The 14402-nt window shown below is 57.1% G+C and carries 10 protein-coding genes and 2 pseudogenes; 5 read left to right on the forward strand and 7 right to left on the reverse strand.

Annotated elements, in window-relative coordinates:
• Positions 1 to 443 precede the first annotated feature (443 nt).
• The 4 genes from NCT03_RS03700 to imuA form a co-directional block, all read right to left on the reverse strand.
• Positions 444 to 2804: a putative bifunctional diguanylate cyclase/phosphodiesterase gene (locus NCT03_RS03700; RefSeq protein ID WP_250463719.1), complete on the reverse strand. Its 2361-nt coding sequence runs from the start codon at positions 2802 to 2804 to the stop codon at positions 444 to 446.
• Between the two features lie 470 nt (positions 2805 to 3274).
• Positions 3275 to 6424 (reverse strand): error-prone DNA polymerase, encoded by a 3150-nt coding sequence (locus NCT03_RS03705; RefSeq protein ID WP_250491976.1) that lies wholly within the window; start codon positions 6422 to 6424, stop codon positions 3275 to 3277.
• 14 nt (positions 6425 to 6438) lie between these two features.
• On the reverse strand, positions 6439 to 7902 hold the full coding sequence (locus tag NCT03_RS03710; protein ID WP_250463726.1) for a Y-family DNA polymerase: 1464 nt from the start codon (positions 7900 to 7902) through the stop codon (positions 6439 to 6441).
• A complete protein-coding gene (imuA, locus tag NCT03_RS03715) occupies positions 7826 to 8539 on the reverse strand; it encodes a translesion DNA synthesis-associated protein ImuA (protein ID WP_250463729.1) in 714 nt (237 codons plus the stop codon). Before imuA ends, NCT03_RS03710 begins: the two co-directional genes overlap by 77 nt.
• Before the next feature lie 499 nt (positions 8540 to 9038).
• On the opposite strand from imuA, the gene NCT03_RS03720 reads away from it, so the two are divergent.
• Both NCT03_RS03720 and NCT03_RS03725 read left to right on the forward strand, forming a co-directional pair.
• Positions 9039 to 9395 (forward strand): hypothetical protein, encoded by a 357-nt coding sequence (locus tag NCT03_RS03720; RefSeq protein WP_250463733.1) that lies wholly within the window; start codon positions 9039 to 9041, stop codon positions 9393 to 9395.
• Between the two features lie 43 nt (positions 9396 to 9438).
• Complete coding sequence (locus NCT03_RS03725; RefSeq protein WP_250463767.1) at positions 9439 to 10398, forward strand: SOS response-associated peptidase family protein; 960 nt, start codon at positions 9439 to 9441, stop codon at positions 10396 to 10398.
• 76 nt (positions 10399 to 10474) lie between these two features.
• Here NCT03_RS03725 and NCT03_RS03730 read toward each other — a convergent pair whose 3' ends face one another.
• Positions 10475 to 11134: a flavin reductase family protein gene (locus tag NCT03_RS03730; RefSeq protein ID WP_250463736.1), complete on the reverse strand. Its 660-nt coding sequence runs from the start codon at positions 11132 to 11134 to the stop codon at positions 10475 to 10477.
• A gap of 219 nt (positions 11135 to 11353) precedes the next feature.
• Here NCT03_RS03730 and NCT03_RS03735 point away from each other — a divergent pair.
• Positions 11354 to 11530, forward strand: a pseudogene (locus tag NCT03_RS03735) (LysR family transcriptional regulator); the annotation flags it as partial.
• 220 nt (positions 11531 to 11750) lie between these two features.
• On the opposite strand, the gene NCT03_RS34035 reads toward NCT03_RS03735, so the two are convergent.
• Both NCT03_RS34035 and NCT03_RS03740 read right to left on the reverse strand, forming a co-directional pair.
• On the reverse strand, positions 11751 to 11936 hold the full coding sequence (locus NCT03_RS34035; protein ID WP_350029993.1) for a LuxR C-terminal-related transcriptional regulator: 186 nt from the start codon (positions 11934 to 11936) through the stop codon (positions 11751 to 11753).
• A gap of 8 nt (positions 11937 to 11944) precedes the next feature.
• Positions 11945 to 12418 (reverse strand): hypothetical protein, encoded by a 474-nt coding sequence (locus NCT03_RS03740; protein ID WP_250463739.1) that lies wholly within the window; start codon positions 12416 to 12418, stop codon positions 11945 to 11947.
• Positions 12419 to 12847: 429 nt separating this feature from the next.
• Between NCT03_RS03740 and NCT03_RS34040 the strand changes: the two are divergent.
• Both NCT03_RS34040 and NCT03_RS34045 read left to right on the forward strand, forming a co-directional pair.
• Positions 12848 to 13499 (forward strand): annotated as a pseudogene (locus NCT03_RS34040) (Tar ligand binding domain-containing protein); the annotation flags it as partial.
• A gap of 198 nt (positions 13500 to 13697) precedes the next feature.
• Complete coding sequence (locus NCT03_RS34045) at positions 13698 to 14258, forward strand: methyl-accepting chemotaxis protein (protein ID WP_350030136.1); 561 nt, start codon at positions 13698 to 13700, stop codon at positions 14256 to 14258.
• The last annotated feature ends 144 nt before the right edge of the window (positions 14259 to 14402 follow it).

Here is a 14402-nt window from a genome sequence, read left to right on the forward strand (position 1 = left end):
GTTTTCATGCTGCAAGCTCTCTAGAAAGGTAGCGAACCTAATTTATTAGAAGTGCCGTGCAGCAAGCATGCGTCGATTTCGCGAGTAAATCATCGATTCACGAAAATGGTAACGGACTTCCTAGCAACTGTGTCTCTCGGAACCGAGAGACCTACAGCATCGAGTGCCAGCTAGACCTTCATCAAGAGATCAGCTTAGCTAAGGTGCGACCAACCTCATAAGCCAAGTGCCAAAAAACAACGAATGACAGTTGATTTGAAGTTCGTTCTTCGCTGTCGAACTATTCTCGCCAGCCTTTCGCCGCTGCACCACTTCGCGTAGAGAGAGAATTAAGTTGAAGGGTGCCAACATCGTCGTCACCAAATCTACGGCCTTGCATTGCGCTAGGGGTGAGCCGCACTTTCAGGCCAAGCAACGACACTAAGTCGTCATCGGCGCAGTGCCTACTGGGTTTGCAAGTTGAGTGCTTCCTGCGTCGATTGCGCTTCACCTCCGTGAATACCAGAGGCGGCTACCATGCGGACATACGGGCCGATGGCAGAGGCGGACAGTGGGCGGCTAAAGAGGTAGCCTTGTATATGCATGCAGCCCTCCAGTCTCAAGACTATCAATTCTTCTTCAGTTTCAACTCCTTCCGCGATCACTGTCATGCCGAGACTGTTCGCCATACCAGTGATCGCTCTTACGATGGCCAAATTGCTGTCGTGATGAGCGATGTCTCGAACGAAAGATTTGTCGATTTTTACCTTATCAAATGGAAAGCTGCGAAGGTAGCTAAGAGACGAATATCCAGTACCAAAGTCGTCTAGGGCAAAACTCACGCCGCGCTCGCGAAGAGCGTGTAGGGTGTCTAGCACACCGTCGTCGGCATCCAAGAACACAGATTCCGTGATTTCAAGGACAAGCCTTTCCGGAGGTAAGCCGCTGTCGGAGAGTGCCGAGTCAACGATTGACGACAACGATGTATCTCTGAACTGTACCGGCGAGAGGTTGACCGCCACACACGTATGTCCGGGCCAGTGCGCCGCTTCCAGACAAGCTTGCCTGATCACCCATTCACCGATCTGCACGATTAAGCCTGTCTCCTCTGCAAGTCGGATAAAACTGTCTGGCGACACAAGGCCACGTTCCGAATGAGTCCAGCGTAACAGCGCCTCAGCAGTGCCTACGCGAGCGAGGGACAAATCGACGATCGGCTGGAACATCAAATGGAATTGCCGGCGCTCCAATGCAAGCCGTAAGTCGCGCTGCAAAGCACGCCGCTCTTGCGCGCGAACATCCATGTCCGCCTCATAGAAGCGCCACGTTCCGCGCCCATCTGATTTTGCCCGGTAAAGCGCAAGGTCTGCGTTCTTGAATAGCTCATCTGAAGCAGCTGCGTCAGCCGGTGCAACGCTTATACCGATGCTAACTCCGATGCCCACGCGCATACCGTCTACGTGATAGGGTTCACTCACTGTCGCGATGATCCGCCCGGCAAGCGTGTCAGCGGAATCGGAATCCGCCCCGCTGAGCAAGATGACGAATTCGTCGCCACCAAGCCGCGCTACCAAATCTCCCGAGCTAACGCATGCAACAAGCCTTTTAGCTACTTCCATTAACAAGGTGTCGCCGGCTGCATGCCCTAACGTGTCGTTTACGTCTTTGAACTGATCAAGGTCCGCCCACAGCAGCGCAAAGGGGTGCGAAGGGCCAGCGAAAGCGGCGGCAAGCGCTTCGTGGAAAGCAAAACGATTTGGCAGGCCGGTCAGACTGTCATGGCTTGCCATGTGCGCGATTTGGGCTTGGGACTGCTTGGCTGCGGTTACATCACTGCCCACGCCTCGGTAGCCTCGGAAAGTGCCATCTTTGCTGAACATTGGCTTGCCGGTAATGTGCCACCAGCAATGCCGTCCCTGGATGGTAAGCGGCACAAGGAGGTCGCGAAATGAGTCTCGTGCGCATAATGCCTCGCTCAGCCGAGTTACCGCCGAGGCTGCCGCTGCCGGGTCTGTGAGCTTGAAAATCAAGGAGACGAAGTCTTTGCCGCGCAAATCGCCCTCCACCGCGCCGAACACCCGGATCATGCGTTCGGATATGTGCTCCAGCCGATTTGATGCATCTGTCCGCCAGAGCCAGTCGCTAGATTCTTGCTCAAACTCACGCAGCAACAGGCCGACGACTTCACGTTGCTCTTCGAATTCCATTTTTCCAACGGTGCGCTGAATAAAGCTTCGATGGCTATGGAGCGTACTGATGAAAATAAGCGAGGAATAAACGACTACCAAGGCGGCAAGCACGGGCCCAGCGGATCCGCGGGTCATCAACATCGCCACGATGGTGCCGAGCATCACCGGTACGGAGATCAAGAACGCAGCTAGCAGCGTCGGCGCGATTACAACAGACGAAGCGATTAAGCCGGAGCTAACGTAGACGATCAGGAGAATCTGATTGGCGTCAGCGTGTGGGGCTAGGCACACGGGCATCGTGGACCACAACAGGCCAATGATTCCGACATGCAAATTGCGCATTCGATAGGCGCGTAGCGGCATGTCGTGAGGCCTGGGCTGGCGCCTCCAAATTACGCTGCGCCGGAAAGCCGCCGCATAGATGACTACGAATGTGGAAAGAAAAGCCAGTAGGTAGAAGTGAGGAGCGGAACGCCAGAACGACGCGAACAGACCAAATGCCGCAAGCACGCCCACACAGCCAATTGCGCCGCCGAGGTTGGCAAGTGTATCGACCTGCTCAACGCGAACCCGTCCGCTCAGGTGAGCCGGGATAGAAGTCAGAAAGCGTTTTGACAATAAGGCAATTCGGGTCATTTTGCCGTACAGCTCGGGCGACCTTTCCAGGTCGCCGTTTCTGTTTTCGTAGATGCGTTGAAAAAGGTTAGTGCGATTGGCTGCAGCCGACCCTACCTTGCAGGGTTGCTAACGGTGTCATGATTTGCCGCTTCTCATCATTTACGACCAGGTACAAAGAAACTTGAACTTCACTCGAAACAGACGTGAAAGACCGAACAACCTTTGGCGCAAATATTCAGGTTCGCGCTCGCCTGAGCTGCACAGATAACGTAAAAGTCGAAGAATAATCTTTGCGCGAAGCGCGAACCTCTTCAAACCGATCGCAGGTGACAAAATTTTGTTGACAGCAAATCGGGCAAACCATGGAACTAACAGCAAAATCGAATCATTCGCTACGTTGCCTCAGCTGTGAGGCGTTTGATGACGCCGGTATGAGCCAAGCCTCGATCGAAATGAGGTCAGCTTGAGTTAAAAGACAAACTTCAGGATCAACAGAAGTTTCGGCTGACGGCGACGAGACCGCCCAAAAGATGCGACATATCTACGAGCCGCTGAGCGATCAGATGTCGGACTTCTCCCTGACATTGCCAAGTACCGTACACAGCCAACAGCGCAGCGCCTAAAGCTTCTTTCCGCTGTTTCTCGAGTAGCGATGGCCAAATGATCACGTTCACGTTGCCCGTTTCATCTTCGAGCGTGACGAACATCACGCCCTTAGCCGTCCCCGGTCGTTGCCGTACGGTGACAAGACCGCAACCGCTAGCTAGCCGTCCGTTCCGGAATGTGCGTAGCGTTGAGGCCGGCATTAGACGCTGCTCGAGAAGTGTGGGACGCAAAAGCGACAATGGGTGTCTACCAAGCGTCAGCCCGGTCGAGTTGTAGTCGCTGACGATATCTTGCGCTTCAGAAGGTGCGCCAAGTTCCGGTATCTCATCGTCGACTCGACTATCAGAAAGAAGGTCTCGGTCGGGCACGGCAGCGGCTGACTGCCAGAGCGCCTCGCGTCGGTTTCCTGCGAGCGATTGAAGAGCGTTGGCTGCCGCCAGCACTTGCAAATCGTGGCGATCAAGTTGCGCTCGGCGCGCCATGTCGCTCACACTCCCGAAGGCTCTCACCGCTCGAGCGTTCTCGATGCGCTCGGCGGCGCCGTCGCGCATCCCCTTCAACAGCGAAAGTCCGAGCCGAACAATCGGCTGTAAGTCATCATGCTGACGCTCAAGGACCGAATCCCAGCCGCTGATCGTGACATCGATCGACGCGACTTTGACGCCATGACGCTTTGCATCTTGCACGAGCTGAGAAGGCGAATAGAAACCCATCGGCTGCGAGTTGAGCATCGCCGCAAGAAAGGCCGCCGGTTCGTGGCACTTGAGCCAGCTGCTTGCATACACCAGCAGCGCAAAACTCGCCGCGTGACTTTCCGGAAAACCGTACTCGCCGAAACCCTTGATCTGCTCGAAAATCGCTTCCGCGAATGACTGGTCGTAGCCGCGCTCTTTCATCCCATTGACGATGCGGTCATAGTACTTTTCCAGTCCGCCCTTGCGTTTCCATGCCGCCATCGCGCGGCGAAGCTGATCGGCTTCGCCTGGCGTGAAGCCTGCCGCGAGTATGGCGACCTGCATCACTTGCTCCTGAAAGATCGGCACGCCAAGCGTGCGACCCAGTGCGATCTCTAGTTCCGGGCTTGGATACGAAACGGGCTCGATTTTTTGCCGCCTTCGCAGATAGGGATGCACAGCACCACCCTGGATTGGTCCCGGTCGCACGATCGCGACTTCGATCACGAGATCGTAGAACGTCCGCGGCTGCATGCGCGGCAGCATGCTCATCTGCGCACGCGATTCGATCTGAAACACGCCAACGGTGTCGGCCTGCGAGATCATCTCGTAGGTCACCGGGTCTTCTGGAGGAATGTCCTGCATCTCGAATCGCTCGCCGCGCTGTTCGGAAACGATATCGAGCGTGCGGCGAATGGCCGACAGCATGCCGAGCGCAAGCACGTCAATCTTCAAGAGCCCAAGTGCTTCGAGATCATCCTTGTCCCATTGAATGGCGCTACGATCCGCCATCGCTGCGTTCTCGACGGGCACAAGCCGCGTGAGCTTGCCGCGACTGATGACGAAGCCGCCTGAATGCTGCGACAGGTGACGCGGGAAATTTAGAATTTGCGCGGCCAACTTCGCCCACATTCGGATGAGCGGGTTTTCCGGATCGAGTCCGGTCTCTTCGAATCGACGCAGCAGGTCTTGCGAGTGATCGAACCATTGATGGCTCTTCGCCACCTTGACGACGATCTGCGGATCAATGCCGAGCGCCTTGCCGGTCTCGCGCAACGCGCCGCGTGGCCGGTACGTGGACACCGCTGCTGCAATGGCTGCACGATCCCGTCCGTATTTGCAGTAGATGTACTGGATGACTTCCTCGCGCCGCTGATGCTCGAAGTCCACATCGATATCCGGCGGCTCGCCACGTTCCTTCGAGATAAAGCGCTCGAACAGCATATTGCCGCGCGACGGATCGACTTCGGTCACGCCCAGGCAGTAACACACCGCACTGTTGGCTGCGGACCCGCGTCCCTGACACAGAATGTGCTGGCTGCGTGCGAAGCGCACGATGTCATAGACCGTGAGGAAATACGCCTCGTACCGCATCTCGCCGACCAGTTGCAATTCGTATTCAATCTGCTTCTGCACTTCATGCGGAATGCCCGCCGGAAACCGCTTGTGCGCGCCGATGTACGTCTCCTGTCGCAGATACGCTTCATGCGTAAAACCTTCGGGCACGAGTTCATCGGGATACTCGCAGCGCAGTTCGTCCAGCGAAAACGTACAGCGCTCAAAGATGTTCAGTGTTTGAGCGATCGCATGCGCTGGATAGAGGTTCGCGATGCGCAGCCGTGATCGAAGGTGTTGCTCTGCGTTAGGCGCGAGATCGTAACCGCATTCGGCAACGGGCTTGCCAACGCGGATCGCCGTCATCGTGTCCTGCAGCGGCTTGCGGGAGCGAAGGTGCATCACCACGTTGCCAATCGCCACGACCGGCACGCGGTGTTGTTCGGCGAAATACTCCACGCTGCCGCGATGAATATCATCCATCGCGCGCTGATGCAGGATGAGACCCACCCATGCACGCGCGGGAAAGGTCTCGCTTAACCATTCGATCTGCGCAGACAACGCGTCTTCCTTTGCCGGAAAATCCGGCACGAGGATTGCCAAGCAATCGGGCATACCGCGCAGATGTGCAAAGGCCTGATCGGGCTTCGACAGATCATGCGGCGTGAGCATGTACGAGCCCTTCGTTGCGCGCATGCGGCCGAGCGTGATCAGCTCGGACAGATTTCCATAGCCATTGCGATTCTGCGCGAGCAGGATGAGACCAAATGCCGGGCTCTTGTCTGCTTGCACGAGGCGGAAATACGAGCCGATGATCAGCGGTAGCTTTTCATCTTTGGCCTGGACGTGCGCGCGCACGACGCCGGCGAGCGAACACTCATCGGTGATTGCGAGGCCCGAGTAACCGAGTTGCGATGCGCGCAGCACGAGCTCTTCGCCATGCGATGCGCCGTGCAGAAACGAGCAATTCGTGAACGCGAAAAGCTCCGCATAGTCAGGAAGCGTTGACGAGAAAAGATCCACGGCCACACCACCTATTATCCGAACAGGCCGTGAAGGAACCAGCGAACCTCTTCGGTCTTCACGCTCGGTCGTTCACGGTAGATCCAGTAACAGTTTTTATCGGTCGCTTCCGCGACATAGTAGTCGCGCGTCACCAGTTGGCCGTCATACCAGCCGGCCTCGATGCGCTCGCCCGTCGACACAAGCTTCAAAGGCGAGCCGTAAAACGGCCGATGATTCTTGATCATCAGCCGCACGGGTGAGTCGAGCAACCACGTTGGTCGCGGTAGGTCAGCAGGAGGAGGGCATGCCTTGGTTGTTGCCTGCACGGGCACCCATTGATTCGCATGCTCGGGCCGATGATCCGAGGTCGGTGCCGGCCGCAGGACGTTCTCGGCGCCCAGGCGCGCGACAAGCAGTTCGATCAATCGGTTGTGGTCCTGGGCCGAGCCGCCTGAATCGGGGAACAGCGAATCGCTGGGTGGCTCGGCGGGTTCCACTTTTGACGCGGTCAAGCGCACAGCAATCACAGCGGCTTCGAGCTGGATGCGCCCGAGCCGCTCCTTCAGCAGCCGAACAAGATGCTCTTCGTACCAGGTGGGTTCGGCCAGCGCGATGTCGATCGTCGTTGGCTCGATCGCCTGTCGCCCCCGTTCGTGCTCGAGCGTAATCGTCGCTTGCGTGAGCGCCAGCTGCTGCCCGCTCAACCATCCGCAAAGCTGCACGATCAGGCGCCGCGCTGAGAACAGCACCGCTTCCGCATGCTCGACGCGATCGGGCAGCTCCGTACGCGCATTAAAGGCAGGCGGCAGTTCCAGCCACTCATAAAATTCCGGCGACAGGCCATAGGCGCGGTCTAGCGAATCCAGTAAGTCCACACCGCACCTCTTTTTAAGACCTGCACGCGGCAGGCGGCGAACATCGTTGAGCACCCGGCAACCGAGGCCGTTGAACCATTCGGAGAATGACCGGACTTCGGGTACGACCATGAAAGGTAACTGCCCGAGATAGCGTTCGAGCGAACCCATCTTGAGCACCCGCCGTCGGCCACGCTTGGCAAGCAGCCACGCACCTTGCCCCGTGGGCGCGACGCCCATGCGCGCGGTCACACCAATCGCGTTGACCACCTTCCGGATCTCTCGGCACACGTGTCGGATGCCCCCGAAGAGGCGAAGACTGGCGGTTACATCGACCAGAATCGTTTCCTCTTCTCGAACCGCCACCTGAGGCGAAAAGCGCAATAGCGCGAAAGCGACTTCGCGTTGCACATCGATCTCGCGTGTTGGACTGCGGTCGTACATCAACGCATCTACTGCAAGCGTCGTGACCCCGCCGCGCTTCATCCCCACCATAACTCCTGCCTCTCTCGCCGCCTGGTCAAGCACGATGACCTCGTCGCGTTCGAGCACCACGCAGCCGTGTTCAGTCGGAGGCGAGTACCTCGGTCGGAACACCTCCAGCGAAAGCCGGGGCAGGAAGATGGCGACGAACACGGCCATGAGGACTGAGCAGAATCGGAGATGGTTGCAGGTGGATGGACAGTTGATCGGTTCGGGTTGGGCCTCGTCGCTTGATGACATCGACGGCGAGGCCGCCGTCGGCGGGTCGCACACCGAGCCGTAAGGCCGCTGGCGACGAATCCTGGGCGGCGGCAAGCGGTCGAACCAGAATCAGGAGGGTCTCGGTCGCCTGTGCCGCTAGATGCAATCGTCGTAACGCTTCCGACCGGATGTGCTGTTGCCAGAAGAGCAGGGCGCCGCAACTTCGAGCATTGAGCACGCGTTCGGCGCACCAGAGCGCATCCGCTGTCTTGGGCGCGCGCAGCATCATCAGTTTGTCCAGCGGCACGCCCAGATAGGCGAACGCCAGGCTGTTCGGGACGTGCGGTGCCTGCAGAAGCGCGACCGGCCGCTTGCTCGCGGCGACGAGCGCGGGCTTGAGCAAGCGCATCTCCCCGATCCCCGGCTGTTGCACCAGCAACTCAACCAGTGCGCCAATCGGCCATCCGCCACCGGGCAGCTCCGCCGACAGGGCCGCGTAGCCGGTGTCGATGGTCTTACCATCGGCACGCGCGAGCTGAGATCCGCGCCAGAGCGCCGGGTGAATCAACTCGATGTGTTGAGGCAAGGCGGCCATAGCACAATTTGAGAGTGCGAAAATACTGTATGGATGTACAGTATCGAGTGTAGCGTAGAAATAGAAGCAGTGATTTGCACCTTTTTATCTAGCCGAAGAAAAAGTCGACGCCTATGCTTGCTCCGAGACACCCAACGCCCGAGATTGCCGACTGCGTCGCCAAGTTGCGTCAAAACTATGGCGACGATTGACGTAGCCGTCGCGCGCTGCAATGCAGACGAGCCACGCGTCTTCGCGCGAACGAACGGTCGGACCGGAGTGCCCGACGAGTTCAGCCGCTGGACGGCTGATCGCAGCAATCGGAGCTACTGTCCAAGAAGCGAAGGGTCGTATGTTGGAACGGGCTGCGCTGCAAAGAACGACAGTCGTTCCACGTCGTTGAAAGTACCGGACGCGACCGCAACTAAATGGAAGTAAGCAATCAAGACAGCTGACTTCGGTGATTGAAGAAGGGAGCCGAGGAAGGCGGCTAGTACGTTGGGAACACGCAAGGAGCGGAATGAAGCTACCTAAAATTGACGAACTGACCGGCGCCCGGGCCGACCTCCTGTGCTTTCTGGTGGCAACGCTCGCCGCTTCGCATGCGCTGACGCAGGAGTGGCGGATAGATCACGTTGTGGAAAGCGGCCGCATTTGGCTTAAGCGCAACTTTGTTTCAATGGATTGGCTCGAGCGCGTCCGCATCGGCCAACTGGCCCTTAGAATTGCCCGGCGCGATCTGAAGGGAGCGGGCATTGCTCTTCGTCAATCGGATGTGCAGGTGTTATTTACTGGCGACATGGGATTGAACCATGCGAGCACGGTCGTCCAGAAGATGATGAAGCTATGCCGCGAGGCAACGGGCACGCTAAGCTGAACCATAAGCGAGCGGCACCAACGAGAACAAATTGGAGGCGGCAGTGTGCTACTCGGCGCAGATTCAGGCGGACTATCGATGCTACGTCAAAATGTTCGGCGCGCAGATGGACATTCGTGAGTTTGCGCGCCTGTTCTGGGAACACGCCGAAGGCAGCAAAGTCAAGATCCCAAAGGCGATGGACGACTCGTTTCTTCATCCTGAGAACGACGACGAACGGCAGATCAAAGAATTCATCGATCGTTTCAACACGGGGCAGGCGAATACGCTCGAACAAGAGCTATTCAAGCAGCGCGCGCGCCTCGCTGATGCCGAGCGTGCGTTGGACACCAAAGTAACCGCGGCGGCGACAAATAGCCGCCGCATCGCCACCGACAAGATCGATTCTGCGTTGCGCCGGCTTGATGATCTACATCGCACGACACCCAAGGATCGCGACTCGCGCATCTTTCCTGGCTACTATGCACCAGTGCTGATCATCGAAAACGGGCAGTACGTCGTGAAGCCGATGCGCTATCAATGTCGTATCGCGGGCAAGCCCACAAATTACGATCGACGCTTCCCTGGGACATACAACGCGCGGCGAGATAATTTGGAAGGTTTCTGGAAGCCCTGCTTCGGCCATACGCACGGCATCATCCTGGTCGACGTTTTCTATGAGAACGTCAGCAAGGCCAAGATGGAAGGCACTCTCCTGGAAGCGCATGAAAAGAACGAGAACGTTGTTTTGGAATTTCGTCCCAACAACGGCCAGTTGATGCTCGTTGCGTGCCTTTGGTCGCGATGGACGTCACGCGACGAGCCCGATTTACTCTCATTTGCTGCGATCACGGATGAACCACCGCCCGAAGTTGAAGCGGCTGGTCACGATCGCTGCATTGTCCCGATCAAAGCGGAAAACGTCCAAGCCTGGTTGAAGCCCGATGTATCGAATCTAGAGGCGTTGTACACCATTCTTGATGATCGGGACCGACCGTATTATGAGCATCAGCTTGCCGCTTAGATTTTGCCAATGCGAAGCTCAGGTTGCTCGTCGGTCCGGTTCAAGATACAAGACAACGACATGAGAATTCTTCGCATCACGTCTTGGCAAGTGCCTCGTACGCTTGTTCTGGTATATCCGCGAGTCGGGACGGATGCACTTGGCCGCTGAGACCATAAAACTTTTGAAAGTTCATGATCAACGGCGACCACTTGTCCGGATCGATCCGATTGGCATGACCTTCCACCAGCAAATCAGGATGGACGTGAACGCGTTGGATCCGCACCTCGATCAAGCTGATGAAGCCGCGCAATTGATCGCTATCTTCGCCAATGCCGTGGACTGCCGAAACAGCAGATTCAAGTTGAATCGGACATTCGAGCGCGCGCGCCGCCGCAACCGTATCGGAAGCCACCCTCGTCAATCCAGCGCGGCCAAGTTTGTCGAGTTCATAGACGTAGCCCATTGCGCGCCTGAATTCAGGAACCGGATAGACGCCTGTGGTGCGGGCGATGCGATCAACAGCGCCCGCCTCTTTGACTGAAGGAAGATTCAGCACACATTCGCCGGTACGGACAAGGTTGCGTGCGGTCTGCGATCCAGAAGCGATACCAAGCACACCTCTCCACCCTAACCAAAATACGGAAGATATAGGCGCGAGATTGTCTGTACCGTTTTCATTGACGGTGCTAACCAGGACAACCGGCGTGCCTAGGTAAAGGATATGAGGTTCAGCGACAACGTGAGGCGCTTTCATGAGTTTGTGCTCCGTGAGTGGATGGACTCATGATGCGACTTCGACGGATTCAATGCCATCCAGTTCTTGCCCTGTTATTTCGCGTCCGGCGAACATACGATAATGTCGCAACAGAAAAGTCAAGGAGCGTTATCGTGGCTGCAGATGTCCTTCTCAGCTATATCGCAGGCTCAGTGTCAATTGAGCGTCTGCTTTCACGCGATCAAATGTCTTATTAACGTCGATGCTCACGTTCGTGCCGGAGAACTTGTTAAGGTCCTGTCGGATTATCTGGCCGCACCCATGCCGGTCACGCCGCTCTATCCTTATCGGCAACACTGCTCCCGCCGCTTTCATGTATTTGCGACTGGCTTTTCGAACTTGTGGGGAGGCAATGCTGCGAGAGGTCGGGGATGAAAGCTTGTTATGAACGCGTGCGGTTAGCCACTCGAGCTTTGGCGACAAGGGCGCTCTTCATTTTGCCTTTTGGATCGCAGCTAGGCCGTGAGCCAGGCAAGCGGCTGTCGTAGTCGGGAGCCTGTTGCTCGTTTTGCGAGCGGACGCAGGACGCTTCAGAGTAACATCGAGCTAGTTCGAAATCACTTACTCGATCCCGTGCGGACTAGACGGTCAGATCTCATGGCGATGCGAATTGCAATGTTCGGTCATGGAGGACGCACACATCTTCCTCAGAGAACAGCCGAAATAGCTCCGCAGTTGTCGCAACGCCCAATTTGAGCATGGCGTTCGTCCTGTGGGTGCAGATGGTTTGTTTCGATCGGTGGCGTGTCAAAGCGATTTCCTTGAGTGATTGACCCGCCAAGGTGGCTTTCAGTACGTCGATCTCACAGGCGGTGAGGGGCTGGTAACACTGGCCGCGTCTGGGCAGTTCGCCGCATACTCGGCGACCGTGGAGGAAACGAATTTCTGACGAATATGCGCTGCATTAATGGCGGCCTGCAAGTGCTTGCCGACATCGTCGCCGTCGAGAAGGGCGTGAACAGCCTTCATGGCCGACAGCGTCGCTAGGTAAGCCGGATTTTTGATGCAGGAATGCAGCACCAAGCCCACGTTGATATGACCTGCTCGTATGCGCGTAAGCAGTGGTTCGCCATCGGCGTTTTGCCAAGAAGATACGCTTTGAAGATCTGAAACGATCACATCGCAGTCGTAGGCAAGCTTCGACAAGGTTTCTGGACAGTGCGTTGTAGAGGCGATCGCGATCCCGGCGCATCGCCGGACGGCTGCCTCGGTGCCTAACGCGCTAATTAAATGGCCGCCAGCACAAACAACTTTGATCGGCATCGCAATCTCCGGATAGCACAGAGCTGTCGAGGGCAGCGAGGGTGGTGTCATCAAACAATCGAATAAGTAAGGCCCGGTTATAGAGGATGTTGTCTATACGGTTCGGTGGGAGGGGCCGTTCAGGGCGCTCGCCAAAAGCGTACGCCATAGTAAAGGCGGATGCCGGAGGACCTTGTGCACAATACGACCGTCCACCAGCGTCCGCAGTCAAGTATTTCCCGCGAGCGCACGTCCACGACTGAATTTTTGCGCAAAGACCTGCCGTTATTTCGACTCGTGACAGACGGATTCTTTTTCAGTGGAAAGACGACCCTTCCGTAGAAACGGCTAGGCTGGAGACGCCGCCGACGATACCCACAATTCTTATAATGGGGAAATGAAACATATTGCGCAGAAGTATTTTCGATTAGAGGCCGTGTTGCGCTTGCGATGGCCTTCTTGGCCGCACTGTTGCTCATAATCGGCGTTCTTGGGCTGACCGGGATGAGCTATTCGAACCGGGCGCTCGAAGGTACCGCAACCGATCAGATGCCGAGTGCGACTAACGTTGCAAACGCGGAAATCTATTCCGCGCGAGCGTCTGGCCCTGGACCGCTCCGCGTTGATGTCAGGCACGCCGGAAGCGAATGCGGTGCTGGAGCGCGCAAAGATGCTCTATGCGACATCGGAATCCTGGTGGCAAAAGTATCTTGCGCTACCTCACGACGCCGATGAGATTCGACTCGTTGAGGATATTAAGCGTGCGCGTGCGTCATATGCCGACGCGCTCGCGCAATTCGCGAAAGTCGTCGAAGCCGATGATCGGGCCGCAATGGTCGATCATGCGAACCAGCTGCAGGTCGCTTACGGCAAGCTCTCGCAAGCAGATGACGCGCTAGGCAAGTTCCAGGCGGACAGTGCGGAGCGCGGTTTGACCGATGCCCGCTCGAATTATGCGGTGCTCCGCCTCATTATCATCATCTCATTGTGCGCGGCGCTCACGACATACGTGACACTGCGCCGTGCAATTGGAGCACGGCTTGCAGAGGCGCTAGAACACTTCGACGCGATCGCAGCCGGCGACCTTCGACGTACAATCAGCACGCGTTCGAGCGACGAGATGGGGCAATTGCTTCAAGGTGTCGCCCGTATGCAGGAAAGCTTCATCAAAACGGTACGTCCCGTGAGAGCAGGTTCGGAATCGATCGCCTCGGCGAGCAAGGAAATCGCAGCGGGTAACACGGATCTCTCGTCGCGCACGGAAGAACAGGCGTCTGCGCTACAAGAAACCGCTTCCAGTATGGAACAGTTGACGGGCACCGTCCGGCACAACGCTGACAATGCGCGCCAAGCTACGGTACTGGCGAAGAGCGCGTCTGAAATTGCGAATAAGGGTAACCAGGTCGTCACTCAGGTGGTAGGACCGATGGGTGACATTAGCCGCAGCTCGGCACGAATCGCGGACATCATCTCCATGATCGAGGATATTGCCTTTCAAACGAATATCCTGGCGCTCAATGCAGCTGTCGAGGCCGCGAGGGCGGGCGAAGAAGGACGCGACTTTGCTGTCGTCGCGGGCGAGGTGCGTTCGCTCGCTCAGCGGTCCTTTGCTGCAGCTAGGGAAATCAAGGAATTGATTAACTCGTCGGTAACGTCGGTGAATGCTGGATCGACACTCGTGCATCAGGCGGGCAACACAATGAACGAGATCATCGGGGCGGTGCAACGGGTGAGGGACATCATGGGCGAAATCGCGGCTGCTTCTGAGGTGCAGAGCGCCGGTATCGATCAGGTTGCGCGGGCGGTTAGCCAGATGGACGAAGTTACTCAGCAGAATGCTGCGTATTTCGGACGAAGGTGACCGGCCGTTTCGGGATCGTGACCGACGATTTCGGCAACGTGACCGGCCGTTTCGGGAACGTGACCGTACGGACCGGACGACAGGACTGGCGTTGCGCATGACATCAACCACGCGAGCTATGCTCGCCGGCTTTGGCCGGAGAAA

The organism is Caballeronia sp. GAWG1-1, assembly GCF_023631465.1.
Taxonomy (GTDB): Bacteria; Pseudomonadota; Gammaproteobacteria; order Burkholderiales; family Burkholderiaceae; genus Caballeronia.